Origin of the sequence: Chryseobacterium sp. GP-SGM7 (genome assembly GCF_049166575.1) — a bacterium.
Taxonomy (GTDB): Bacteria; Bacteroidota; Bacteroidia; order Flavobacteriales; family Weeksellaceae; genus Chryseobacterium.
On record NZ_JBMHFF010000001.1, the window covers coordinates 1080190 to 1104296 of the forward strand.

The window sequence follows — 24107 nt, forward strand, 5'->3', positions numbered from 1 at the left end:
GATAATTAGGTTGTTAATTTTTTAAACCTATATTTTATAACTAAAAACTCAACAACCTATTTTTTAAATCGTTCCCATTTGATCAGCATATATTTATCTGCAAACTGAGTGATTATAAGTCCGGAATTTTTAATGTTTTCTTCTTTACCCATGTATTCAACCAATTCATTTTGCTTTAAAATTTTGTAGACAGGATGAAAGTCAGAATGAGGTGGGCGGATTATATTATATTTCTTAATCCACGAACTTACTGTTACATGTGAAACACCAATAATTCTTTCTATTTCACGGAAACTCAAGCCTTCAAGATAGAGTTGTAAAGCCTTGGTTACATAATAATCGTCAATCTGTTTCCCCAGTTTTTTTACTGTAAAATAATAATTGCAGTCTTTGCAATGGAATCTTTGTTTTTCATTGATGATTCCGCTTTTAACTATTTTTTCGCCTTTGCATTTCGGACAAATATTTTCCATATATAGTATTTTAGCAAATATATAATAATTTAGCAAAATATTAATTTGCCTTAAAGATAAAATTACCTGTTTATTAATTTAATTCAATAAAATTATCTTTTTAATTTGGTTTTTAAAGTTATTATGTTTTAAATTTGCCAAAAAATTCAGATAAATAAATGGAAATAGAAGTTTCCTCATCCATACATCTGATGTATGTGAGTGAAATACAGCAGGAAATGTATGATTCTGCACAGCGCAGAGGAACGGGTATCGCAAAACGTTCTATCGAATATTTAAGTAAAAAAATTTCAGAAGGTAATGCTGTGGTTGCCACTGAAAACGGGGAGTGGGTAGGTTTCTGTTATATAGAAACCTGGTCACACGGTCAGTTTGTGGCTAACTCAGGTTTGATTGTTTCTCCAAAATTCAGGGAAAAAGGGGCGGCAACATTAATTAAAGATCGTGTGTTTGAATTATCCAAAAATAAATATCCGTATGCTAAAATTTTCGGGTTAACAACAGGTCTTGCCGTAATGAAAATCAATAGCGATCTGGGTTACAAACCGGTAATTTATTCTGAACTGACTCAGGATGAAGAATTTTGGAACGGCTGTAAAAGCTGTGTAAATTATGAGATTTTAATGAAAAAAGAACGGAAAAACTGCCTTTGTACTGCAATGCTTTTCGTTTCTGAAAATAATAAAATAAATGGTGTTGTAAATCATCAACCCGAAAATAAATATCAAAATGAGCAAGAAAGTAATCTTAGCATTTAGCGGAGGTTTAGACACTTCATACTGTGCTAAATATCTGAGTGAGACACTTGGGTATGAAGTCTATGCAGTCACTGTAAATACAGGAGGTTTTTCTAAAGAAGAGGAAAATGAACTGGAGAAAAAAGCCCTGAATCTTGGGGTAAAAGAATACAGGTGCGTCGATGCTCAGGAAGATTATTACAATTCTTGCGTAAAGTATTTAATTTTTGGAAATGTGCTGAAAAACAATACCTATCCTTTGTCTGTGAGCGCAGAGCGTACCATTCAGGCACAGGAAATTGCAAAATTTGCGATTGAAGTTGGAGCAGATGCGATTGCTCACGGAAGTACAGGAGCGGGAAATGATCAGGTTCGTTTTGATCTGATTTTCCAGGTAATGTGCCCGAATGCTGAAATCATTACGCCCATTCGTGATCTATCTTTATCCCGTGAAGAAGAAATTGAATTTTTAAAAAGCTATGGCTATGAAATGGAATTCCAAAAAGCACAATATTCTGTGAATAAAGGACTTTGGGGAACTTCAGTCGGAGGAAAAGAAACGTTGACGTCAAGAAATTATCTTCCGGAAGAAGCCTTCCCTTCTCAGATTAAAGAAACTCAGCCTTCAGAACTTGAAATTGAGTTTAAAAATGGTGAAGTTATAGCGGTGAATGGCGAAAGTTTTAAACATTCCGTTTATGCCATTCAGAAAATTGAAGAATTGGCTTCAGCTTATGGAATCGGTCGCGATATTCACGTTGGAGATACGATTGTTGGGATTAAAGGAAGAGTTGGTTTTGAAGCGGCTGCGGCATCTGTGATTATCAAAGCGCACCATTTATTGGAGAAACATACACTTTCAAAATATCAGCAGATGATGAAGTCTCAATTATCAGATTGGTACGGAAACTGGCTTCACGAAGCACTTTTCCTAGATCCTGTGATGAGAAATATCGAGTCTTTCTTAGATGATTCTCAAAAAACAGTCAGCGGAAAGGTTTTTATAACCCTTCATCCCTACAGATTTATTTTGAATGGAATTGAATCTAAGCATGATTTAATGTCTGATAAATTCGGAAGCTACGGCGAAGTAAACAGAGCATGGACAGGCGAAGACGTGAAAGGCTACACGAAAATTGTAAGCAATTCTTTAAATATATATCATCAGATTAATCAGAATATAAATTAAAAGAGTCCTAAAGGGACGATTTACTAAAGGGTAGGATGAAAATCCTATCATATTTATATAAATAATATCAGATAAATAAATAAGATTTGGGCAGCTTTATCAGCCTTCCGCTCCCAATCTTTTGTCGTCGTTTCTCCTCACAAAAGGATTTCCGCTCAAGTCAGGCTGCATGCAATTCGCTGCGATAAATTGAGTCCCGAAGGGACGGTTTATTAAAGGATAGGATGAAAATCCTATCAATTATCAACAATAAATGTAAAAATGATTGAGATTAATCAAAAAGAAACAAAAACAGCAGGAATCATTGGCGCCAACGGTTACACAGGAAGCGAACTGGTTCGTCTGCTGGCTTTTCACCCTCACGTGTCTTTGAGTTTTTTATATAGTCGTTCAAATTCAGGTACAAAAATTTCAGATTTGTACCCGGATTTAACGACAGTTTGTGAGATGGTTTTAACGGATAAACCTGAAGAAGTAGATATTTTATTTTTATGTCTTCCTCATAAAGAAAGCCAGAATTGGCTGACTCAAAATCCGGTAAAAGATTCAACGTTGGTCATCGATTTAGGAAATGATTTTCGTTTAGATGGAAATTTTGAAAACAGAAATTTTATCTACGGATTGCCTGAAATCAACAAAAAACAACTTTCAGGAGCAAAAAGTATTGCCAATCCGGGATGTTTTGCAACGGCAATTCAACTGGCTTTGCTTCCTTTAGCTCAAAAAGGTTTGTTGAATGAAGTGTATACAACGGGAATTACAGGTTCTACAGGTGCGGGTCAGTCTTTGCAGGCAACGACGCATTTTACCTGGAGAAATGATAATATTTCAGCCTATAAAACTTTGATACATCAGCATGTGGATGAGATTTTGCAGCAGTTAGTTTCTTTTAATCATAATGAAATCAGTCTGAATTTTGTTCCATGGAGAGGGGATTTTGCGAGGGGAATTTTTACGAGTTCCACGGTGAAAACAGATGTAGAACTTTCAGATATTGAGCAATTGTTTAAGGATTTTTATGCAGATGAGCCTTTTGTAAAGGTAAGTGAAAAAGCAATTGATCTAAAGCAGGTTGTCAACACGAATCGCTGTGTGATTCATATTGAAAAGAGTGGAAATGTTGCAGTCATTCACTCAGCGATTGACAATTTGTTGAAAGGAGCTTCCGGACAAGCAGTTCAAAACATGAATATTGCCATGAATTGGGAAGAGAATTCAGGATTAAACTTAAAACCGATTGCATTTTAAAAGAAAACTTTAAAAGTCAATTGTCAAATAGTCAATCGTGAATTTTTAGAACACAACTTAAAATGACTTAGGAAACGGAGGCGTTAAGAAATTTTGAAGAATTTCCGTTAAAAAATTTCTCCTGTTTGAGTGGCGGGTTAAAAAAATCTTTAAGAAACGAACTTTTGCTTTCCGCCCGAGTTTAGAAATTTTAGGAAATTATTTAAAATTTTAGCCGGAGTTTCCAGTCTTGAATTTTTGTTTCTTTTGTTTCAAGACAAAAGAAAAATATAAAAAAACAAAAAATGAATTTATTCAACGTATATCCATTATTCAACATCAATCCCATAAAAGCTCAGGGATCATTCCTTTGGGATGATAAAGGAGAAAAATATCTTGATTTTTACGGAGGTCACGCTGTGATTTCTATCGGGCACAACCATCCGCATTATCAGACTCAATTAAAAAACCAGTTAGACAAAATATCTTTTTATTCAAACTCGGTTCAGAATGAATTACAAACCGAATTGGCTGAAAAATTAGGAAAACTTTCAGGTTTGGAGGATTATAATTTATTTCTGTGCAATTCAGGAGCTGAAGCAAACGAAAACGCTTTAAAACTGGCTTCTTTTCACAACGGAAAAAGTAAAGTGCTGTATTTTTCAGGTTCATTCCATGGAAGAACTTCGGCGGCAGTTTCAGTGACGGATAATCCGAAAATTGCAGCTCCGGTAAATTATGATGAAAGATTTATTAAATCTGAATGGAATAATATCGAAGAACTTGAAGAAGTTTTTGAAAAACAAGGAAGTGAAATTTCATCTGTCATTATTGAAGGAATTCAGGGAGTTGGCGGAATTATGATTCCAACAGTTGAATTTTTAACTAAAATCAAAAAATTGTGTAAAAAACATGATGTTGTTTTGATTTTGGATGAAGTTCAGTCAGGATACGGAAGAAGCGGCTATTTCTTTGCCCATCAGGAATTTGGAATTGAAGCCGATATCATCACAACAGCTAAAGGAATGGGGAATGGCTTCCCAATTGGCGGCGTTTTGATTCATCCGAAATTTCAGGCAAGCTATGGTTTGCTGGGAACAACTTTCGGGGGAAATCACTTGGCTTGTGTTGCAGCGATTGCGGTTTTAGACGTGATGAAAGATGAAAATCTCATCGAAAATGCTCAGAAAATGGGCGCTTATATTGAAAATGAAATTAAAGATTTTCCACATATTAAAACGATCCGAAGGAAAGGCTTGATGGTTGGAATTGAACTTGACAGGGATTGCTCAGAAGTGAGAAACAACCTGTTGTACAATCATCATATTTTCACAGGAAATTCTAATGATAAGACCGTGTTGAGGATTCTTCCGGCGCTTAACATTAAAAAAGAAGAAACTGATGTATTCATTAGTGCTTTAAAAACTGTTTTAGAAAATCTATAATTAATTAACCACAAAAGTCACAAAAGTTTTATGATTTTAAGAATCTATAAAACTTTTTAAAGAGCATTAAAGTTTTTGAAAATAAAATATTTTCATCTTATGTGAACTTATATTTTCAAAGTATCAAACTTAAAAATTGACAATAATCTTTTGTGACTTTTGTGGTAAAAAAAATCAATTCAAAATGAAAAAATTCACCTCTGTAAGCGATGTTGAAAACTTACAGGAAATTATAAAAAAAGCTTTACAAATTAAAGAAAATCCTCTTTCGGAAACCAACAAAGGAAAAGGAAAAACCATTGGACTTGTATTTTTAAATTCAAGTTTGAGAACCCGATTAAGCAGTCAGATTGCAGCTCAAAATTTAGGCTTAAATGTTTTAACCTTAAATGCAGCTCAGGAAGCATGGAATTTGGAGTTTGCAGATGGCGCCGTGATGAATGGTGATACCGTTGAACATATCAAAGACGCTATTGAAGTATTAAATCAATATTGCGACATTATTGCGGTTCGTTGTTTTGCAGGAATGAAAAATAAAGAAGACGATGTGAATGAAAGTATTTTAAGCCAGTTCGAGCAACATGCAAAAGTTCCGGTGATTTCACTGGAATCGGCAACACGTCATCCTTTGCAGAGTTTGGCAGATTGTATCACGATTACAGAAAACTGGCACTTCGACAAGCTCAGTGTAAACCGTAAACCGAAAGTGGTTTTAACCTGGGCGCCTCACATCAAACCGATTGCCCACGCAGTAGGAAATTCTTTTGCAGAATGGATGCAGGAAATGGACGTAGATTTTGTCATCGCCAATCCTGAAGGATATGATTTGGATAAAAATTTCACAAAAAATGTGGCAGTAATTCACGATCAGGATGAAGCGTTGAAAGATGCAGATTTTATCTATGTTAAAAACTGGTCGTCTTTTGATGATTATGCGGCAATGCCCGAGGTACAAGAAAGTTGGATGCTGACGAATGAAAAGTTGGAAAATACCAATCAGGCAAAAGTAATGCACTGCCTTCCTGTTCGTCGAAATGTAGAATTGAGTGATGAAGTGATGGATGGTGAAAATTCAATCATTTATGAACAGGCAAAAAACCGAATTTTCTCTGCTCAGGCGGTTTTCTCTGAAATTTTAGATGAAATTAATTCAAAATAATTAAATCATGCAAGAAAAGCTTTTCGTTATAAAAATAGGGGGTGCTTTAATTGACGATGAGGAATTATTAGAACAATTTCTTCAACAGTTTTCTGAAATTCAGGAAAAGAAAATCCTTGTTCATGGAGGCGGAAAATTAGCAACGACTTTAGCAGATAAATTAGGCATTGAGCAGAAGCTGGTGAACGGACGAAGAATCACGGATAAAGATACTTTGGATATTGTGGCGATGGTTTATGCGGGAGGAATTAACAAAAATATTGTGGCCAAACTTCAACAGAAGAAATGTAAAGCCATAGGATTTTCCGGTGCAGATGCCAATTTAATTAAAGCCAAAAAAAGAGAACATGCTGAAATAGATTTCGGATTTGTGGGAGATATCACAGAGAAAAGCGTGAACAGAAAATTGATTTCAAAATTGCTGAAACTGGAACTGGTTCCTGTGTTTTCGGCGATTACTCATGATAAAAAAGGACATCTTTTCAATACAAACGCAGATACGATTGCATCGGTTATCGCTCAGTCTTTATCGATGAAATATGATGTTGAATTATTATATTGTTTTGATAAAAAAGGTGTTTTGGAAGATGTAAACAATCCGGAATCTGTTATTAAAAATATATCCGAAGAAGAATTTTCAACCTTAAAAGAGGAAGGGAAGCTTCACAAAGGAATTCTTCCCAAACTGGAAAATGCTTTGGGAGCAGTAAAAAATAAAGTCAATAAGGTATTCTTAATTAAAGAGACCGAACTAAAAAACCATATAGAAAATCATCATGCAGGAACTGAAATCTGTTTATAGTAAAGAAGAATTACTGAATAACGCAGTAGAATTATTGAAAAAACTGATTGAAATTCCATCATTCAGCAAAGATGAATTTAATACGTCTGTGGAAATTGAAAATTTTTTCAAAAAACATCAGATCCCGACAAAACGTTTTAAAAATAACATCTGGGCGGTGAATAAAAATTTTGATGTTTTCAAACCGTCGATTTTGCTGAATACGCATCACGACACGGTAAAACCGAATAAAGCTTATACTTTAGACCCGTTTTTACCGATTGAGAAAGACGGAAAATTATTCGGATTGGGAAGCAACGATGCGGGTGCTTCTTTGGTTTCGATGGCGCAGGTTTTTCTGCATTTTTTTGAGAAAGAAGATCTAAAATATAATTTAGTGATTGCTTTGACGGCAGAGGAGGAGATTTCAGGTTTTGACGGAATTGAAGCTTTATTTCCGCAGCTTCCGAATGTGGAGCTTGCCATTGTAGGAGAACCCACGCAGATGAATCTGGCAATTGCGGAAAAAGGACTTTTGGTGATTGACGGGGAAATGAAAGGTGCTCCTTCTCATGCCGCTCATCCGAATAACGATAATTCGATTGTGAAATGTATGGAAGATCTGCAGCAAATTCTGAGCTTCAAATTTCCAAAAGTTTCGGATTATCTGGGTGAGATAAAAGTAACGTTATCAGGAATTCACGCCGGAGTTCAGCATAATGTCATACCGGAATCCTGTACTTTCACTTTGGATGTACGAGTTACCGATGAATATTCCAATAAAGAAGCCTTTGAAATCATCCAATCGCAGATGAAGTCAACTTTAACGGCAAGATCATTTAGACTAAATTCTTCAAAAATTGAAATGAATCACCCGTTTGTTCAAGCCGGTTTGGAAATCGGAAGGACAACTTACGGCTCGCCAACTTCCTCCGATCAGGCAATTATTCCGTGTACATCGGTAAAACTCGGTCCGGGCGACAGTACACGTTCTCACACCGCGGATGAATTTATTTTTGTGGAAGAAATTTCGGAGGGAATTGAGATTTACATCCAGATTTTGGAAAAGGTTTTATAGGCTGGAAGCTAGAAGAGGGATGATGGGAGTCTATGAGGTCTAAAAACAGTGACTTGGAGCGTTAAGAAAAATAATTTTATGAACGTTAAGAAAATCCCACTGTTTGAGTGCGACACAAATTTAGAATCGAAGAACCAATATTCAATTCGCACGAGTTTTGGGATTTTTAGAGAATAAAAATATTTTTTAGCGGAAGTTTATAAGTCTTGAAATAACATTCGCCGACTTTATGGAGGCAATTTTTGTTTCTTTTGTTTCAAGACAAAAGAAAATTTTAAAATAAAAAAAAGAATTTTATGAAAAAAATATGGCAAAAAGATGACAATGCCACCAATATATTAGTTAATAAATTTACAGTCGGGAAGGATCTTGACTTTGATGAGCGTTTGGCAAAATATGATGCTAAAGGTTCAATGGCACACTGTACCATGTTGGCAGAAGTCGGAATTATTTCCAATGAAGAATCACAGCAGATGTTATTTGTTTTGGCGGAAATTTTAGAAGATATCGAAAACGGAACTTTTGAAATTGATAAAAGTGCGGAAGACATCCATTCGCAGGTTGAATCTATTTTAATTGAAAAACTAGGCGATACCGGAAAGAAAATTCACACGGCACGTTCTAGAAACGATCAGGTTTTATTGGATATCAAATTATATTTATTAGATGAAATCCGTGAAATTACAACACTAACAGATGAATTTTTTCAAATAGTAATAAAATTGGCAGAACAGCATAAAAATGTTCTTCTTCCTGGCTATACACATTTTCAAATTGCGATGCCTTCATCGTTCGGATTATGGTTCGGAGCGTATGCAGAAGCGTTGTTGGATGATGTTGAAATGTTGTTTTCGGTAAAAAATATCATCAATAAAAATCCATTAGGTTCGGCGGCGGGTTATGGTTCGTCTTTTCCGATAGATCGTGAGAGTACGACGTATAATTTGGGCTTTCAGTCGATGAATTACAATTCCGTTTATGCTCAAATGACCCGTGGAAAATCGGAAAAAATGCTGTCTATGGCAATGGCAGCTTTGGCGGGAACTTTAAGCAAATTTTCTTATGATATTTGTCTTTATTTAAGTCAGAACTTTGATTTCATCAGTTTTCCTAAAGAGTTTACAACGGGAAGCAGCATCATGCCTCACAAGAAAAATCCGGATATTTTCGAATTGGTTCGTGCACGTTGCAACAGAATTCAGTCCTTGCCAAATGAGTTTATTTTATTGACAAATAATCTTCCTTCAGGCTATCACCGAGATATGCAGCTGACAAAGGAGATTCTGTTCCCTGCAATTGATTCATTAAAGGAATGTCTGGAAATTTTAAATTATACCTTACCAAATATTCATGTGAAAGATGGTATTTTGGAAGACGAAAAATATAAATATCTTTTCAGCGTAGAGAAAATTAATGAAGAAGTGAAAAACGGAAGTTCATTCCGTGATGCTTACGTAAAAGTAGGGCAGGAGATTGAAAATAATCAGTTTGATTTTGAAATCGGAAATCTGAATCATACTCATCAGGGAAGTATAGGGAATTTATGTTTAGACAAAATTGAATATCAGTTTAATAAATTGAAAGGGAAGCTGCTGAGTTAATGATTGTTTTAAACCATTAAAATTAAATTAAGAAGTGAAGGAAATTAAGGTGCAGATTCCCAAGATTTATTTAATTAAAACTTAACTTCTAAAATATCCTTAATGGTTTAAACTTAAAATTTTATGCCAAATCAATCTTAAACTTAGTCGACTTCTTCACTTCATGCAACACAATAGAACTGTGATATTGCCCGATACTCGGAATATTTGAAATCACATTCACGGTAAACTCATTATAAGAATTAATATCTTTAGCGATAATTTTCAGCATATAATCGTATTCACCGGACAGACTGATGATTTCCTGAACTTCATCGTGCTGCATAATGTTTTTCTCGAAAGTCTCTAATACTTTTTTAGATTGCTCTTTCAGACGGACGTTGCAGTAAACGACAATATTTAAACCTAATTTTTCACGATTGAGAAGACCTACATATTTTTCAATAATTCCCTGTTTCTCCAACTGTTTGATGCGTTCATACGTCGGAGTAAAGGTAAGACCAATTTTTTCTGAAATTTCTTTTACAGAATGAGTAGAATCTTCCTGAATAATACTGAGAATCATTTTGTCTTTTAAGTCCATAAAATATAAAGTTGAGTTCGAAACAAAAATAGTATTTAAATGTTAGAATAAAAAGTGAAACAGATTTTTTAAAAAATGAAAATTTGGTTTTGCCAGTTCGCCGAAAAGTTATACCTTTGCACCTAATGAATAACACAGTATTTATATCATTAGAATTACCGGGCGTAGACGCCCTTTACGATATTTATTTATTTTAAGCGAAGATGTTTCTTCGCTTTTTTTATGTTCAAAAATTAAGATTTTATGTTTACGATTACAGAACTAAGTACCGAGAGAATCAACATCATACTAACCGAAGCATTGGCTTTTGCCAACGGAAAAACTGCCAAAATTGAAGGTGAAGTTTTTTGCTCAAACCTTTTTTTTGAAGACAGCACAAGAACCAAAACCAGCTTCGATATTGCCGAAAGAAAATTGGGTTTGCAAGTGGTTCCTTTCGATGCAGCCAACAGTTCGGTAAATAAAGGCGAAAGTTTGTATGATACAGTAAAGACCATTGAAAGTCTTGGAGTAAACCTTGTCGTAATCAGAGATAAAAAAGACCGATATTTTGATGATTTAAAAAATATTAACCTTCCCATCATCAACGGAGGCGACGGAACGGGAAACCACCCATCTCAATGTATGCTTGATTTACTTACCATCTATCAGGAATTCGGAAAATTTGAAGGATTAAAAGTAGGAATTGTCGGAGATGTAAAACACAGCAGGGTTGCCAATTCAAATGCAGAAGCGTTAAGGAAATTGGGCGCAAAAGTTTACTTCTCAGGACCTGAACAATGGTTTGACGAAGGAGCTTTAATTAATGGAACTTATCTTTCGGTAGATGAATTGATTAAAGAAGTTGATGTTCTGATGTTGTTAAGAATCCAACATGAAAGACATGATTCAAAAATGAGTTTCTCCGCTTCAGAATACCACAGAAAATATGGTTTAACGAAAGAAAGAGAAAAAGCCATGAAAAAAGAAGCGATCATCATGCATCCTGCTCCAATCAACAGAGGAGTAGAAATAGATACCGACTTGGTAGAATGCGAACGCTCAAGAGTTTTCAAGCAGATGCAGAACGGTGTCTTCGCGAGAATGGCGATTTTAAAGAAGGCTTTGGAGAATAAAGGTTATACTTTTAAATAAGAGCCAAGGAAAAAGAGCCAAGTTAAAAGTAAAACACTCGCAATTACCCTCCTTTGGAGGGATGGCAAAAATTCAAAGAATTTTTGACGGGGTGGTTAAAGAATTAAATAGAGAGTAAATAAAGAATAAAGAGATAAAGAAAATGAAGAAAAAGTTAATACTGGAGTCCGGTGAAGTGTTTCATGGAGAAGGTTTCGGAACAGAGTTGGAAACTGCCGGAGAAGTGGTTTTCAATACCGGAATGACGGGGTATCAAGAACTGATTTCTGATCCGTCATATTGCGGTCAGATTGTTTGCATGACCTATCCGCTTATCGGAAACTATGGGATTAATAGGGATGATTATGAGAGTATAGAGCCGGCGATCAAAGGTCTTATTGTGAAAGAAATTTGTGATTTGCCATCGAATTTCCGTACTCAGATTACTTTAGATGAATTATTTAAAAAGAAAAAACTTTCAGGAATTTCTGGAATCGATACAAGAAGACTGACAAGAATTCTTCGTAATTCCGGAGTGGTGAAAGGGAAAATCGTAAACGCCGAGGCTGATGAAAATGACGTTGTTGCAGAATTAAAAGGCACCACTTTTCCAACCAATCAGGTGGAACAGGTTTCTACAAAAACTTCGTATGCAAATCCAGGAAGAGGACTTAAAGTGGTACTTGTAGATTTTGGTTCTAAATTAGGGATTATCAGGGAATTATCTCAAAGAAATTGCGACATTACTGTTGTTTCTCACGATACTACGGCAGAAGAAATTCTGTTGATGGATCCGGACGGAATTATGTTGTCAAACGGTCCCGGAGATCCTGAAGACAATCAACAGGCTCTGGAAATGATCCGTGGGTTATTAGGAAAAGTTCCCATTTTCGGAATTTGTTTAGGTCACCAGTTAATCGGTTTAGCTTGTGGCGCGAAAACTTTCAAGTTGAAATTCGGTCACAGAGGAGGAAATCACCCGGTTTTAGATTTAGAAAAAAACAAAGTGGCCATCACTTCTCAAAACCATGGTTACGCAGTAGATCAGGAGAGCCTTAAAGCAACAGATTTACTGGAAACTCATATCGCGCTGAACGACAGAACAAATGAAGGTCTGAAACACAAAATTCACCCTTGTTTCTCAGTTCAGTACCACCCGGAAGCTAGCCCGGGTCCTGAAGATGCGAATTATTTGTTTGATGATTTCATTACATTAATGGAAGATTTCAAAAAGTAATCGCACACTTTGTCATCCTGAAAGGATCTCAACAAAACAGTTTGAAATATTGCTTAGATTTCTACGGAATGACAAATATGAAAGATAATTCAGATAAAAAGTAAAAAATTAAAGTTTAGAATTATGGCTCCTTGCTAGTAATTCTTTAATCTAAATAAAAAAATGGCAAAACGTACAGATATAAAAACAATTTTAGTAATCGGTTCAGGTCCAATTATCATCGGTCAGGCGGCGGAATTTGATTACGCAGGAACGCAGGCTTGCTTATCTTTGAGAGAAGAAGGCTATAAGGTAATTTTGATCAATTCAAACCCTGCAACGATTATGACAGATGTTGAAATCGCAGATAAAGTATATATCGAGCCAATTTCACTTCAGTTTGTAAGTCATATCATCAGAAAAGAGCGTCCGGATGCGCTCTTACCAACACTTGGCGGACAAACCGGACTGAATATGGCGGTAGAATTGGAAAAATCAGGAATTCTTGAAGAATGTAAAGTTGAAGTTTTGGGAACGAAGCTTTCAGCGATCAACAGAGCGGAAGACAGAGATTTGTTCCGTGAACTGATGAGAGAATTGAACGAGCCGGTTCCGGAATCTGACATTGTAAACACAGTTGAAGGAGCATTAAATTTCGCAAACGAAATTGGTTATCCTGTAATTGTTCGTCCTGCTTTCACAATGGGTGGAACTGGTGGTGGAATCGCTGCTACAGAAGCTGAATTGAAAGAAATCGCTGAATTAGGATTAAAACACAGCCCTGTAACTCAGTGTCTCATTGAAAGATCAATCGCAGGTTTCAAAGAAATCGAATATGAAGTAATGCGTGATGCAAACGATAACGCGATTGTGGTTTGTAACATGGAAAATATCGATCCGGTTGGAGTTCACACAGGAGATTCAATCGTTGTGGCGCCTTCTCAGACGCTTTCTGACAGAGAGTATCAGTTATTGAGAAACGCTTCACTGAAAATCATCAGAGCATTAGGAATCGAAGGCGGATGTAACGTACAGTTGGCCTTAGATCCACATTCATTCGAATATTATATCATCGAAGTAAATCCCAGAGTTTCCCGTTCATCAGCTTTAGCATCGAAAGCAACAGGTTATCCGATTGCTAAAATTGCAGCAAAAATTGCGGTAGGATTAACGCTTGATGAAATCATGAATCCGGTTACAGGAACATCTTACGCTTGTTTCGAGCCAGCCTTGGATTATGTGGTAACTAAATTCCCAAGATTCCCTTTCGACAAATTTGAAACGGCAGACAGAAGATTATCAACGCAAATGAAAGCAACGGGCGAAGTAATGGCAATCGGAAGAAATTTCGAAGAATCTTTACAGAAAGCGATCCGTTCTTTAGAAACAGGAATTAAACATATCGGTTTAAAAACCAAACAGGCTGCAGCTTTAACGGCAGAAGAAATCGAAAGAAGAATCAGAGTTTGTGATGATGAAAGATTGTTCATCATCGGTGATGCTTTAAGAAGAGGATACGATTGGGAACAAATCGTGGAATGGAGTAAAATTGATAAATTCTTCATCTGGAAAATCAAGAAATTAATTGATTTCGAAAAAGTTATTGCTGAAAACAAATTTAGCAAAGACATTGTATTAGAAGCTAAAAAATTAGGTTTTGCAGACATCAATATTGCAGTTCTTTGGAATGTAACGGAGCGAGAAGTTTTCAATTTCAGAAAAGAAAACGGAGTGATGCCGGTTTACAAAATGGTAGACACCTGCGCCGCAGAATTCGAATCTGAAACACCTTATTTCTACGGAACTTACGAAGAAGAAAATGAATCTTTCGCTTCAGATAAAGAAAAAATCATCGTTTTGGGTTCAGGGCCCATCAGAATCGGGCAGGGTGTTGAGTTTGATTACGCAACGGTTCATTCGGTTTGGGCGATCAAAGAAATGGGTTACGAAGCGATTATTATCAACAATAATCCTGAAACAGTTTCTACAGACTTTTCAATTTCAGACAAATTATACTTTGAACCTTTAACGGAAGAAGATGTAATGAATATTATCGAACTTGAAAAACCAAAAGGCGTTGTGGTACAGTTTGGCGGACAGACAGCGATCAATTTGGCAGATAAACTGGCAGCTCACGGCGTACAGATTTTAGGTACAACTTTAGAAGATTTAGACAGAGCTGAAAACAGAGATAAGTTCGAAAAAGCTCTTCAGGAAATGGGAATTCCTCAGCCTTTAGGAAAAACTTCAACTTCAAAAGAAGAAGCGATAAAAATTGCCAACGAAATCGGTTATCCGGTGTTGGTTCGTCCAAGCTACGTTTTAGGAGGTAGAGCTATGGAAATTGTTTACACCGAAGCAGAATTAGCTCATTACATGGAGTTTGCGGTAGAGGCAAGTCCGGATCAGCCGGTTTTGGTTGACCGTTATATTACCGGAAAAGAAGTAGAAGTTGATGCTATTTGTGACGGCGAAACAGTGATTATTCCGGGGATTATGGAGCATATCGAAAGAGCGGGAGTTCACTCCGGAGACTCGATTGCGGTTTATCCTACACAAAATGTAACTCAGGCAGAAATCGAAACTTTGGTAGATTACACGCAGAGATTAGCTAAAGGATTGAATGTGATTGGTTTGATGAACATTCAGTACGTACTTTTTGAAGGAAATGTGTATGTCATCGAAGTAAATCCAAGATCATCCAGAACGGTTCCTTTCTTATCTAAAATCACGGATGTTCCAATGGCGAACTTGGCCACGAAAGCTATTTTAGGTCAAAAACTTACAGATTTAGGGTATAAAAACGGATTGGTTCCGGTAAAAGAAGGAGTTTTCGTAAAAGTTCCTGTATTCTCTTTCTCAAAATTAACGAAAGTTGACATCACTTTAGGTCCGGAAATGAAGTCTACAGGTGAAGTGATGGGGAAAGATACAACTCTGGAAAAAGCTTTGTATAAAGGTTTGGTTGCAGCTGGAATGAAAGTTCCGATGCACGGTTCAATCTTATTTACAGTTGCAGATAAACACAAGCAGGAAGCAGCAGATTTAGCGGCGAGATTCCATGAAGTTGGTTTCAGAATCTGGGCTACAGAAGGAACTGCAAAATTCCTGGAAGAAAAAGGTATTCCTTGTAAAATAGGATACAAAATCGGGGAGGAAAGTGTGAACCTTATCGACCTGATTCAGAAAGGAAAAGTTCAATACGTAGTAAACACTACTACCAAAGGAAAAAAGGCTGAAAGAGACGGTTTCCAAATCAGAAGAATGAGTGTAGAAAACGGTGTTCCTTGTTTAACATCCATGGATACAGTTGAAGCAATCTTGAAAGTAATTGAAAGTATGAGCTTTAAGATGGAAACCATGTAGTTCTCGGATTAAGATATTTTTTAAGAGGCTGTTCCATTTTTGAGGCAGCCTCTTTTTTTTATGAATGTCGCTCGTTTTTAATGGTAACGTTAAAATCGGCAATCATTTTCTCTGTCCGTCAGAATCTAAACATTCTGAAAAGATCTTAACTGAATTTTCTTAAAATTTAGTTATTACTATTTACGGGACATTCATTTATTAAATACGATAATTTATTTAACAAATTTTATCTAACACAAAAAGTGATTTCTGAACTCGATTTTGTAATTTTAGGCAAAATTTAAAATAAGTGAAAAAAATATTATTTGCAGTTTGTATATCAGCTTCGGCTTTAAGTTTTGCACAAGATTATTCTGTACCGGCAGCGAGCCCGCGTCAGAAAGTTGAACAACAGTTTTCAATGTCTAAAATTACTGTAGATTACGGAAGACCAGGAGTGAAAGGGAGAAAAATCTTCGGAGAATTGGTTCCTTACGGACAAGTCTGGAGAGCGGGAGCAAATTCTTCAACAAAAATTACCTTTGGTCAGTCCGTGAATTTTGGAGGGAAAGCAGTTCCGGCAGGAACTTATGGCTTATTTATTGTGCCGACTGAAAAAGAATGGAAGGTAATTTTAAATAAAGATTTTCAACAGTGGGGCGCTTATACTTATGATCCGAAACAAGATGTTGTAGAGGTAATGGTTCCCGTAAATAAATTGGCAGACAAACAAGAGTGGTTTGAAATTACATTAAACCCAACAGACGAAAATTCTGGAAATTTAGTAATCAAATGGGATATGGCTCAAGCGGAAATTGCTTTAAAACCTGCAAAACCAGAAGCTGTAACAAAAATTGCAGAAAAATTAAAGGAAATAAAAAAAATAGAATCTGACGCTGCAAAAGCCAAAAGCTAAGTTTTAAAATTTATAATCAATGAATTTTTCGATTCAGCCTAAATTAGAAAACGATAAATATCAATTAATCCCCTTGGTTCAAGGGGATTTTGAGGCTTTGTATAAAGTAGCTTCAGATCCGGAAGTCTGGGAACAGCATCCTAATAAAAATCGCTATGAAAGAGACATTTTTGAAAATTTTTTCAATGGAGCAATAGAAAGCAACGGAGCTTTCAAGATTATTGAAAAATCTAGCGGAGAGGTTTTAGGAAGCACCCGTTTTTATGATTTTAACGAAAAAGAAAACAGTATTTTCATCGGTTATACTTTTTACGGTACAAAATCATGGGGAAAAGGAATTAATCCGCAAATTAAAAAGTTGATGCTCGATTATGTATTTCAATTTGTAGATACGGTTCATTTTCACATAGGAAAAGAAAATTTCCGTTCACAGATCGCAATAGAAAGATTGGGTGGAAAAAAAATTATGGAAGAAGAAGTTGCTTATTTTGGCGAACCGACAAGAACTAATTTTGTGTACGAAATTAAAAATGAAGATAATTTAAAATTTGATTTAAATTAAAATTTTTTTCGCAGATTTAGCAGATTTTAAATATTGAAATTATCAGTGTAATCTGCTAAATCTGTGAGAAAATAAATTAGATTGTGTGCTTGTACAAGTGAAACGGCTTTGCGAAACTTAAAAAATATTTAGGAGTCAAAAATCTTTGCGAACTTTGTGTTCAAAAATAATGTATGAAAAAATATAAAATTCAAAAATCACCTTTTATCGTTCCTACTACCGATGGAAAATTAATTGAAGAACACTGGGGTAATTCAACTCAAAATTCAAATATATCCATTGCTCATATGATTGCGCCACCGAAATGGAGCGAGCCACATCAGACTCCGGAATTTGATGAATTTACCATTGTTATTTCCGGAAAAAAACAATTTGAAATTGATGGCGAAGATGTTGTTTTAGAAAAAGGACAAAGCATCTTAATTGAGAAAGGGGCAAGAATTCGTTACAGCAATCCGTTTTCAGAACCTTGCGAATATATTGCGATTTGCCTTCCTGCTTTTTCGATGGAATTGGTAAATAGAGAATAAGAAAAAAAATTATGGGATTACAAATATGTCCGAAATGTAAAGAGAAGTCTTTCACATGGTTTATTGGCGGGAAATTTCCTGTAACAACGTGGAGCTGTTTTGATTGCGATTTTGAAGCAAAAGAAGTTGAGAGCGGCAATTCTACCTGCGAAAACTGTGGAGAAACTACGAAAATTAGATTAAAAGATAAAGAAAGAGAGTATTGCTGGTGTTCTAATTGTAATGAAACCAGTGATATATAAAAAAGCAGCCTCAAATAAATGAGGTTGCTTTTTCGTTTCTAAAATTTAATTATTATTTCAGAATTTCTTTCAAAAATAAGAGCGTGTGATTCCAGGCTCTTTTTGCCATTACTTCATTGTAATCGGGAGATTTCGGGTCTGTAAAAGTATGTTTTGAGTTGGCGTATGTAATAATTTGCCAGTCTGCTTTACCGTCATTCATTTCTTTCACCAGATTATTGTAATCTTCGGATGTTACACTTTTGTCTTCGGCAGGATTTTCTACTAAGATTTTAGTTGAAATAGCATCATTCGGTCTTGATTGATCTTTTCCTATACTTCCGTGAATAGATACAACACCCAAAACAGGCAATTTGCCTCTTGCTGATTCCAATGCACCGGTTCCGCCAAAACAATATCCGATTACAGCAATTTTATCTGAAATAGCTCCGTTTTTCTTTAGTTGTTCTAAAGCCAGTGAAATTCTTCTCTGGTAAGCAGCGTAATCTTTTTTATAAAATCCGGCAGTTTTTGCCGCAGAAGCATTGTCTGTCGGAATATTCCCTTCGCCATAAATATCTGCAATAAATGCAACATAGCCTTGCTTTTCCAGATCTGCAGCCGCAGTTTTTGCTTCGTTGTCGATTCCTTTCCAGGCAGGAAGAATAAGAACTCCGGGAAGCTTTTTACCAGCGTTTGAAGTTACTAATCCATTTAGTTTTTGTGTACCATCCTGATAAGAAACTTTTTTAAGAGTCTGACTGAAAATTGCTGTCGATGTAAGCAGAGTAGTGGTAATTAAGATTGATTTAAGCATATTTTAATTAATTTAAAATCAAAGTACGCAAATATTATGCACAAATATTGAGATTAAGAATTTGTTTAAAGTTTTTACTGTTCTTTAAAAGATTCACAGAATTAATAAAGTAAAAAAAATATGTCGAATTAATGAAATATCGCAAAAATTTCTACTCCAGACATTCTTTCCAAGCCAGCAATATTTCTTTCCAATCTTCTAAAGGAATTATTATTTTTTCATGCCCTTCCTGCCACAATTCAAAATGAGTAGGCGTTATTTGGGCAAACCAATAGTTTCCCATCCCACCTCCATGATCAGGATCTTCAATTTTAGAGAAATTACCTGAAATAGCTAAATCCAGATCTGCTATATAATCTGCCACATCGTCAGGATGTCTATAATTATAAATGTAATTAGCAATTGGATTTCCATAAATGATTCCATGAAATTTTTTCGGCGATTTTGCCATTGTTAAGCCATATTTCTGCAATACTTTATGATTCATAATTTACAAATATATTAACAATTAATTTGGTTTATAAAACTGATACTCACCATTCTCATAAAACGCATTGATATGCTGCAAACCATTCGTTAAAATAATTTCAGAAGCGCCGATAATAGAATTATATCTTGCTGTTTGCTCGAAAGTTTTTTCTGTTAATTTAATTTGTGGAGCTTTACATTCAATCAGGATTTTTGGTTGCGCTTTTTCCGTAATTAAAAGGTCTATTCTTTTGGTTAAACCATTTAAAACAATTTTTTTTTCAGTAATTAAAGCTGAAGCAGAGTAGGACTTTACGGTGAGATAATAATGTACCCAATGCTGTCTTACCCATTCTTCAGGTGTGAGCAAAAGGTAAGTTTTGCGAACCAAGTCATAAATAAAAAACTTATCTTTGTCTTTCTTGAATTTAAAATCAAAAGTTTCCTGAAAGTTCAGTTTTGGAAGTTCCATTTATACGATGAAAGAATTAGATTTAATCCTCAAAAATATTAAAAATAAAGAAGTTTTACCGATTTATTTTTTCCACGGAGAAGAACCTTACTTTATAGATGTTGCTGTAAAAGCTCTTGAGCACGACTTTCTCGAAGAAGACGAAAAAGCTTTTAACCAAACAGTAATCTACGGAAAAGATACAACCTACCAGGAAATTCTTTCTTTGGCGCGACAGTTTCCGATGATGGGCGACAAACAGGTTATTATCGTAAAAGAAGCACAAGATTTAAAGCTGAATGAAGATGAAAGCAAAGCTTTGGAAGCGTATGTCGAAAATCCTGTTCCGTCAACCGTTTTGGTTTTTGCCCACAAACACAAGAAATTAGACAGTCGTAAAAAAGTTACAAAATCTTTAGACAAAGCCAATTTTCTCTTCCTAAGCGAATCCATCAGAGAAAATAATCTCCCGAAATGGATTGCCGATGAATGCATCAGATTAGGTATAAAAACCGCACCGAATATTTCTCACCTTCTCGCAGAATATCTTGGAAACGACCTTTCGAGAATTGCCAACGAACTCGGAAAACTGAAAATAATCCTTAAAGACGGACAGATTTTAGACGGAACAGTCGTTGAAAACCACATCGGAATCAGCAAGGAATACAATGTTTTTGAGCTTCAGAAAGCTTTAGGAACAAAAAATGTAAATGCAGCTTTCAAAATTGCTCATTTTATGGGTAAAAACCCGAAAAACAATCCGTTTGTGATGATGATGGCGAGCTTGTACAGCTATTTTTCGAATGTGATTATTTACAATACGATGATTGGTCAACCGCCGCAAGCAATTGCTTCTCAGATGGGGGTGAATCCTTATTTTATCAAAGATTATGCGGAAGCTGCGAGATTGTATCCTTTGAAACATTCAACCCGTGTTATTTCTATTTTAAGGGAATTTGATATGAAAGGAAAAGGTTTGGGTGCCGTTAGTATGAATGATGCCGAACTGATTAAAGAATTGGTGTACAAAATCATCAATGTTGATAAGATCAAAATGAAAGTGTAATGGTGAATTGTGAAAGGTCAATTTTCCTTTGTAAGTGAATTTTATTTGTGGTCGACAATCTGATTACGTCGGAAGTTATTTTAATATTTTTTATGGCGACAATTCCCGCCCTCCATTCCCGCTTTTTTGTGCCTTTGCATTTCCCTGATTTACAAAAAGAGCTCCATTCAGGTCGGGTCGCAATGTGGTAAGCGATTACAAATTTTAGTCATCGACTTTTAACATGTTAAATATTGACAAGTATCATTAATTTTCTTTTAATAACACATTAAAAATTCCGAAATTAGCACCCTTAAAATTGATTAAGAAATTATGGAACAAAATATTTTAGATTGTGTAATCGTAGGTTCTGGACCTTCTGGTTTTACAGCAGCAATTTATGCAGCAAGAGCAGACCTTAAACCCGAATTATACACAGGTTTGGAACCAGGTGGACAATTAACTACGACTACAGAAGTTGATAATTTCCCAGGTTATCCTGCAGGAATTACAGGTCCTGAAATGATGATGGATTTGCAGAAGCAGGCTGAAAGATTCGACACAAAAGTTCATTACGAATTAATTACTAAGGCAGAATTTTCAAAAGAAGTTGGTGGTATTCATAAATTATATGCCGGAAACAAAGAGATTTTTTCAAAATCTGTGATTATTTCTACGGGAGCTACTGCAAAATATCTTGGTCTTGATGACGAGAAAAAATACAACGGAGGAGGAGTTTCTGCTTGTGCAACATGTGACGGTTTTTTCTACAGAGGAAAAGATGTAGTTGTTGTTGGAGCAGGAGATACAGCAGCTGAAGAAGCTACTTATCTTGCTAAATTGGTGAATAAAGTAACGATGTTAGTGAGAAAAGATGAATTCAGAGCATCAAAAGCAATGATTCACAGAGTGGAAAATACGCCAAATATTGAAGTGAAATTTCACCATGAATTAATAGGAATTGAAGGTGAAAATAATTTGGTAGAGAGAGCAGTGGTAATCAACAATCAGACTCAGGAAAAATCTACTGTAGACGTTCACGGGATTTTTATTGCGATTGGGCACAAGCCAAATACAGATATTTTTGCAGATCAGATAGACTTAGATGAAAATGGATATATTGTTACTGAAAAAGGCTCTACAAGAACAAATCTTCCGGGAGTTTTTGCAGCGGGAGATGTTCAGGATCATATCTACCGACAAGCAATTACAGCAGCAGGAAGCGGTTGTATGGCAGCAATGGACGCTGAAAAATATTTGGCAGAATTATAGTAATAAATTCAAAATTTTACATACTAAAGCATCTCGATTGAGGTGCTTTTTTATTTCATATCGATTGTTTTCAATTTTCAATATGACATTCTAAAAAAATAATTCTGCTGATTTATAGTTGATTATTAAATTTCTTGAAATTACTTTAGCAAAAATTTTGCTGGAATTTAAAAACATTATATATTTGCACCACTGAAAACAACGATACAATCGAAGTTTTTGGAGAGATGGCAGAGTGGTCGATTGCGATAGTCTTGAAAACTATTGACTGTAACAGGTCCGGGGGTTCGAATCCCTCTCTCTCCGCCAGTTGGGAAACCAAAATAAGCTAAAACGCTGTAAACATCAATGTTTACAGCGTTTTTTGTTTTAGCGCAGTATCAAAAAAAATCAAATTAGGTCACGATTTATATGTCCTATTGGATCAATCTCAAAACTTGGGGAGCAAAATAAAATAATAACTTTGCAGGATGTTAAACGATGCCGAACTTTTTAAATTATTTTTACCGGAACTCTTGATTGAACATTTTGAGATTGTGAAATTTGAAGAGGAAAATAAAATTCTCCATATTTATTTTGAAGAGAAAAATACAGCTCCCAAAGAGTTTTCCACACTCATTTTGCAGTCAAAAGGATTTGTTCCTGAAATTACGGCAGATGATTTTCCTCTCCGCGGAAAAACCGTAAAACTCCATATTAAACGCAGAAGATGGACGGAAACAAAAACCGGAAAGATTATTCAGAGAGACTGGAATCTTATTGCCAATGGAACGCGCATGACACAGGATTTTGCCGAGTTCTTAAAAAAAATCAGCCGATACTAAAGCACTTCCCTGCAAAACAATTGGCGAGATGTATGGCGTGGATGGTAAGAAATTCCAAAGGCAGTATAAACAAAGCCTCAGCAATTTTAACGATTGGGAACAAAAACCGCATGCTGAAGAACAGATTCTTTATCCTGAAAATATCTCATCACAGCTCTCCATTGACGAAGTAGCACTTTCCGAGGGTGAACTCTACACCGTTTTAACCTCAAAAAAGGCAAAAGGCAGAAAAGGATGTCTTGTTGCTGTTATCAGGGGAACAAAAAGTGAAACCGTCATTGAACATCTTTTAAAATTAAGTAGAAAAACACGAATGAAAGTTAAAGAAATCACTCTTGATATGGCAGGTTCAATGAAGCTGATTGCTAAAAGATGTTTTCCGGCTGCAACGCAGGTTATAGACCGTTTCCACGTTCAGAAGCTTGCCACCGAAGCGCTGCAGGAGATAAGAATAAAACACCGCTGGGAAGCTATTGAGCTGGAAAATGAGCTTTTGGAAAGATCTAAAGAAAAAGAAGTAAAAACAGAAATTGAAATTTTCAGCAATGGCGATACCAGAAAACAGCTTTTGGCAAGAAGCAGATACCTCTTATACAAAAGCAAAGAGAAATGGACTCTGGAACAAACTCACAGAGCGGAAATTTTATTTTATCAGTATCCCGATTTGGAAAAAGCATACAGTCTGTCTGATGGACTTCGCAAAATTTACAATCAAAATATCACGAAATCGGTGGCGATGCTCAAGCTGGCGCACTGGTTCAAGAACGCTGAGGAATCCGGATTTAAATCTTTCAACACCTTAATGAAAACAATAATGCTAAACTATAATGGTATTCTAAATTACTTTAATGCACGCAGTACAAATGCTTCAGCAGAATCTTTCAATGCAAAAATTAAAAACTTCAGATTACAGCTGCGAGGCGTAAGGGATAAATCGTTTTTCCTATTCAGATTATATAAACTTTTTGCTTAGTCCCCAGATTTTGTTACTGATCCGTCCTATTTCGTGTCCCATTCAAAAAATCACAAAAATGGGTCACGAAAAATCAAGGAA

General features: G+C 35.7%; 24 protein-coding genes and 1 tRNA gene. 20 read left to right on the forward strand and 5 right to left on the reverse strand.

Features of this window, described 5'->3' with window-relative positions; genetic code table 11:
- Window positions 1–56: 56 nt before the first annotated feature.
- Complete coding sequence (locus tag ACOOWA_RS04765) at window positions 57–473, reverse strand: transposase-like zinc-binding domain-containing protein (RefSeq protein ID WP_421373602.1); 417 nt, start codon at window positions 471–473, stop codon at window positions 57–59.
- 158 nt (window positions 474–631) lie between these two features.
- Here ACOOWA_RS04765 and ACOOWA_RS04770 point away from each other — a divergent pair, with 158 nt between their 5' ends.
- From ACOOWA_RS04770 to argH, 8 genes are all read left to right on the forward strand, one after another.
- A complete protein-coding gene (locus tag ACOOWA_RS04770; protein ID WP_421373603.1) occupies window positions 632–1231 on the forward strand; it encodes a GNAT family N-acetyltransferase in 600 nt (199 codons plus the stop codon).
- The gene (gene argG / locus ACOOWA_RS04775) at window positions 1203–2399 is read left to right on the forward strand and encodes an argininosuccinate synthase (protein ID WP_421373605.1); all 1197 of its coding nucleotides are present in this window, start codon (window positions 1203–1205) and stop codon (window positions 2397–2399) included. Before ACOOWA_RS04770 ends, argG begins: the two co-directional genes overlap by 29 nt.
- Window positions 2400–2660: 261 nt before the next feature.
- Window positions 2661–3647 (forward strand): N-acetyl-gamma-glutamyl-phosphate reductase, encoded by a 987-nt coding sequence (gene argC, locus ACOOWA_RS04780; RefSeq protein WP_421373606.1) that lies wholly within the window; start codon window positions 2661–2663, stop codon window positions 3645–3647.
- Between the two features lie 284 nt (window positions 3648–3931).
- Complete coding sequence (locus ACOOWA_RS04785) at window positions 3932–5071, forward strand: aspartate aminotransferase family protein (protein ID WP_421373607.1); 1140 nt, start codon at window positions 3932–3934, stop codon at window positions 5069–5071.
- Window positions 5072–5255: 184 nt separating this feature from the next.
- Complete coding sequence (locus ACOOWA_RS04790) at window positions 5256–6230, forward strand: acetylornithine carbamoyltransferase (protein WP_421373608.1); 975 nt, start codon at window positions 5256–5258, stop codon at window positions 6228–6230.
- A gap of 7 nt (window positions 6231–6237) precedes the next feature.
- Window positions 6238–7032 (forward strand): acetylglutamate kinase, encoded by a 795-nt coding sequence (gene argB / locus ACOOWA_RS04795; RefSeq protein WP_421373609.1) that lies wholly within the window; start codon window positions 6238–6240, stop codon window positions 7030–7032.
- A complete protein-coding gene (locus ACOOWA_RS04800; protein ID WP_421373610.1) occupies window positions 7007–8089 on the forward strand; it encodes a M20 family metallo-hydrolase in 1083 nt (360 codons plus the stop codon). Before argB ends, ACOOWA_RS04800 begins: the two co-directional genes overlap by 26 nt.
- A 296-nt stretch (window positions 8090–8385) precedes the next feature.
- Window positions 8386–9690, forward strand: coding sequence for an argininosuccinate lyase (gene argH, locus ACOOWA_RS04805; RefSeq protein ID WP_421373611.1), 1305 nt, complete (start codon window positions 8386–8388; stop codon window positions 9688–9690).
- A 121-nt stretch (window positions 9691–9811) separates the two neighbouring features.
- Here the strand turns inward: argH and ACOOWA_RS04810 are convergent, their stop codons facing one another.
- Window positions 9812–10273, reverse strand: a complete 462-nt coding sequence (locus ACOOWA_RS04810) for an Lrp/AsnC family transcriptional regulator (protein WP_421373613.1) — start codon at window positions 10271–10273, stop codon at window positions 9812–9814.
- 243 nt (window positions 10274–10516) lie between these two features.
- On the opposite strand from ACOOWA_RS04810, the gene ACOOWA_RS04815 reads away from it, so the two are divergent.
- From ACOOWA_RS04815 to ACOOWA_RS04845, 7 genes are all read left to right on the forward strand, one after another.
- A complete protein-coding gene (locus tag ACOOWA_RS04815) occupies window positions 10517–11407 on the forward strand; it encodes an aspartate carbamoyltransferase catalytic subunit (RefSeq protein WP_421373614.1) in 891 nt (296 codons plus the stop codon).
- A gap of 142 nt (window positions 11408–11549) precedes the next feature.
- A complete protein-coding gene (locus ACOOWA_RS04820; protein WP_421373615.1) occupies window positions 11550–12623 on the forward strand; it encodes a carbamoyl phosphate synthase small subunit in 1074 nt (357 codons plus the stop codon).
- A gap of 162 nt (window positions 12624–12785) precedes the next feature.
- Window positions 12786–15968 carry a carbamoyl-phosphate synthase large subunit gene (gene carB, locus ACOOWA_RS04825; RefSeq protein WP_421373616.1) on the forward strand — a complete coding sequence of 1061 codons (3183 nt, stop codon included), beginning with the start codon at window positions 12786–12788 and terminating at the stop codon, window positions 15966–15968.
- A 289-nt stretch (window positions 15969–16257) separates the two neighbouring features.
- Window positions 16258–16863, forward strand: coding sequence for a DUF2911 domain-containing protein (locus tag ACOOWA_RS04830; protein WP_421373618.1), 606 nt, complete (start codon window positions 16258–16260; stop codon window positions 16861–16863).
- 19 nt (window positions 16864–16882) lie between these two features.
- The gene (locus tag ACOOWA_RS04835) at window positions 16883–17425 is read left to right on the forward strand and encodes a GNAT family N-acetyltransferase (RefSeq protein ID WP_421373619.1); all 543 of its coding nucleotides are present in this window, start codon (window positions 16883–16885) and stop codon (window positions 17423–17425) included.
- Window positions 17426–17598: 173 nt separating this feature from the next.
- Window positions 17599–17955, forward strand: coding sequence for a cupin domain-containing protein (locus ACOOWA_RS04840; protein WP_421373620.1), 357 nt, complete (start codon window positions 17599–17601; stop codon window positions 17953–17955).
- A gap of 11 nt (window positions 17956–17966) precedes the next feature.
- The gene (locus tag ACOOWA_RS04845) at window positions 17967–18197 is read left to right on the forward strand and encodes a hypothetical protein (protein WP_421373622.1); all 231 of its coding nucleotides are present in this window, start codon (window positions 17967–17969) and stop codon (window positions 18195–18197) included.
- 52 nt (window positions 18198–18249) lie between these two features.
- On the opposite strand, the gene ACOOWA_RS04850 is transcribed toward ACOOWA_RS04845, so the two are convergent.
- From ACOOWA_RS04850 to ACOOWA_RS04860, 3 genes are all read right to left on the reverse strand, one after another.
- Window positions 18250–18993, reverse strand: a complete 744-nt coding sequence (locus ACOOWA_RS04850; RefSeq protein WP_421373623.1) for a dienelactone hydrolase family protein — start codon at window positions 18991–18993, stop codon at window positions 18250–18252.
- Window positions 18994–19144: 151 nt separating this feature from the next.
- Window positions 19145–19480, reverse strand: coding sequence for a hypothetical protein (locus tag ACOOWA_RS04855; RefSeq protein WP_421373624.1), 336 nt, complete (start codon window positions 19478–19480; stop codon window positions 19145–19147).
- Between the two features lie 21 nt (window positions 19481–19501).
- Window positions 19502–19933 carry a type I restriction enzyme HsdR N-terminal domain-containing protein gene (locus tag ACOOWA_RS04860; RefSeq protein WP_421373625.1) on the reverse strand — a complete coding sequence of 144 codons (432 nt, stop codon included), beginning with the start codon at window positions 19931–19933 and terminating at the stop codon, window positions 19502–19504.
- 7 nt (window positions 19934–19940) lie between these two features.
- On the opposite strand from ACOOWA_RS04860, the gene holA reads away from it, so the two are divergent.
- The 5 genes from holA to ACOOWA_RS04885 all read left to right on the forward strand — a co-directional run bounded on the left by holA (window position 19941) and on the right by ACOOWA_RS04885 (window position 24026).
- Entirely contained in the window at window positions 19941–20978 is a 1038-nt protein-coding gene (gene holA, locus ACOOWA_RS04865; RefSeq protein WP_421373626.1) for a DNA polymerase III subunit delta, read from the forward strand.
- Window positions 20979–21290: 312 nt separating this feature from the next.
- The gene (gene trxB, locus ACOOWA_RS04870; RefSeq protein WP_421373628.1) at window positions 21291–22229 is read left to right on the forward strand and encodes a thioredoxin-disulfide reductase; all 939 of its coding nucleotides are present in this window, start codon (window positions 21291–21293) and stop codon (window positions 22227–22229) included.
- A gap of 221 nt (window positions 22230–22450) precedes the next feature.
- Window positions 22451–22538 (forward strand) — tRNA-Ser (locus ACOOWA_RS04875).
- Window positions 22539–22699: 161 nt separating this feature from the next.
- Entirely contained in the window at window positions 22700–23053 is a 354-nt protein-coding gene (locus tag ACOOWA_RS04880; protein WP_421373629.1) for an ISAon1 family transposase N-terminal region protein, read from the forward strand.
- A 28-nt stretch (window positions 23054–23081) separates the two neighbouring features.
- Window positions 23082–24026, forward strand: coding sequence for an ISAon1 family transposase (locus ACOOWA_RS04885; protein ID WP_421373631.1), 945 nt, complete (start codon window positions 23082–23084; stop codon window positions 24024–24026).
- Window positions 24027–24107: the final 81 nt, after the last annotated feature.

Excerpts from the sequence above, each read along its gene's own strand:
- argC (WP_421373606.1), top strand. The coding sequence starts at position 2,661 with ATGATTGAGATTAATCAAAAAGAAACAAAAACAGCAGGAATCATTGGC.
- ACOOWA_RS04855 (WP_421373624.1), bottom strand. The coding sequence starts at position 19,480 with ATGAATCATAAAGTATTGCAGAAATATGGCTTAACAATGGCAAAATCG.
- ACOOWA_RS04835 (WP_421373619.1), top strand. The coding sequence starts at position 16,883 with ATGAATTTTTCGATTCAGCCTAAATTAGAAAACGATAAATATCAATTA.
- ACOOWA_RS04790 (WP_421373608.1), top strand. The coding sequence starts at position 5,256 with ATGAAAAAATTCACCTCTGTAAGCGATGTTGAAAACTTACAGGAAATT.
- ACOOWA_RS04880 (WP_421373629.1), top strand. The coding sequence starts at position 22,700 with ATGTTAAACGATGCCGAACTTTTTAAATTATTTTTACCGGAACTCTTG.
- trxB (WP_421373628.1), top strand. The coding sequence starts at position 21,291 with ATGGAACAAAATATTTTAGATTGTGTAATCGTAGGTTCTGGACCTTCT.
- argB (WP_421373609.1), top strand. The coding sequence starts at position 6,238 with ATGCAAGAAAAGCTTTTCGTTATAAAAATAGGGGGTGCTTTAATTGAC.
- ACOOWA_RS04820 (WP_421373615.1), top strand. The coding sequence starts at position 11,550 with ATGAAGAAAAAGTTAATACTGGAGTCCGGTGAAGTGTTTCATGGAGAA.
- ACOOWA_RS04885 (WP_421373631.1), top strand. The coding sequence starts at position 23,082 with ATGTATGGCGTGGATGGTAAGAAATTCCAAAGGCAGTATAAACAAAGC.
- ACOOWA_RS04815 (WP_421373614.1), top strand. The coding sequence starts at position 10,517 with ATGTTTACGATTACAGAACTAAGTACCGAGAGAATCAACATCATACTA.
- ACOOWA_RS04770 (WP_421373603.1), top strand. The coding sequence starts at position 632 with ATGGAAATAGAAGTTTCCTCATCCATACATCTGATGTATGTGAGTGAA.
- ACOOWA_RS04800 (WP_421373610.1), top strand. The coding sequence starts at position 7,007 with ATGCAGGAACTGAAATCTGTTTATAGTAAAGAAGAATTACTGAATAAC.
- ACOOWA_RS04810 (WP_421373613.1), bottom strand. The coding sequence starts at position 10,273 with ATGGACTTAAAAGACAAAATGATTCTCAGTATTATTCAGGAAGATTCT.
- ACOOWA_RS04860 (WP_421373625.1), bottom strand. The coding sequence starts at position 19,933 with ATGGAACTTCCAAAACTGAACTTTCAGGAAACTTTTGATTTTAAATTC.
- argH (WP_421373611.1), top strand. The coding sequence starts at position 8,386 with ATGAAAAAAATATGGCAAAAAGATGACAATGCCACCAATATATTAGTT.
- ACOOWA_RS04850 (WP_421373623.1), bottom strand. The coding sequence starts at position 18,993 with ATGCTTAAATCAATCTTAATTACCACTACTCTGCTTACATCGACAGCA.
- argG (WP_421373605.1), top strand. The coding sequence starts at position 1,203 with ATGAGCAAGAAAGTAATCTTAGCATTTAGCGGAGGTTTAGACACTTCA.
- carB (WP_421373616.1), top strand. The coding sequence starts at position 12,786 with ATGGCAAAACGTACAGATATAAAAACAATTTTAGTAATCGGTTCAGGT.
- ACOOWA_RS04840 (WP_421373620.1), top strand. The coding sequence starts at position 17,599 with ATGAAAAAATATAAAATTCAAAAATCACCTTTTATCGTTCCTACTACC.
- holA (WP_421373626.1), top strand. The coding sequence starts at position 19,941 with ATGAAAGAATTAGATTTAATCCTCAAAAATATTAAAAATAAAGAAGTT.
- ACOOWA_RS04845 (WP_421373622.1), top strand. The coding sequence starts at position 17,967 with ATGGGATTACAAATATGTCCGAAATGTAAAGAGAAGTCTTTCACATGG.
- ACOOWA_RS04785 (WP_421373607.1), top strand. The coding sequence starts at position 3,932 with ATGAATTTATTCAACGTATATCCATTATTCAACATCAATCCCATAAAA.
- ACOOWA_RS04765 (WP_421373602.1), bottom strand. The coding sequence starts at position 473 with ATGGAAAATATTTGTCCGAAATGCAAAGGCGAAAAAATAGTTAAAAGC.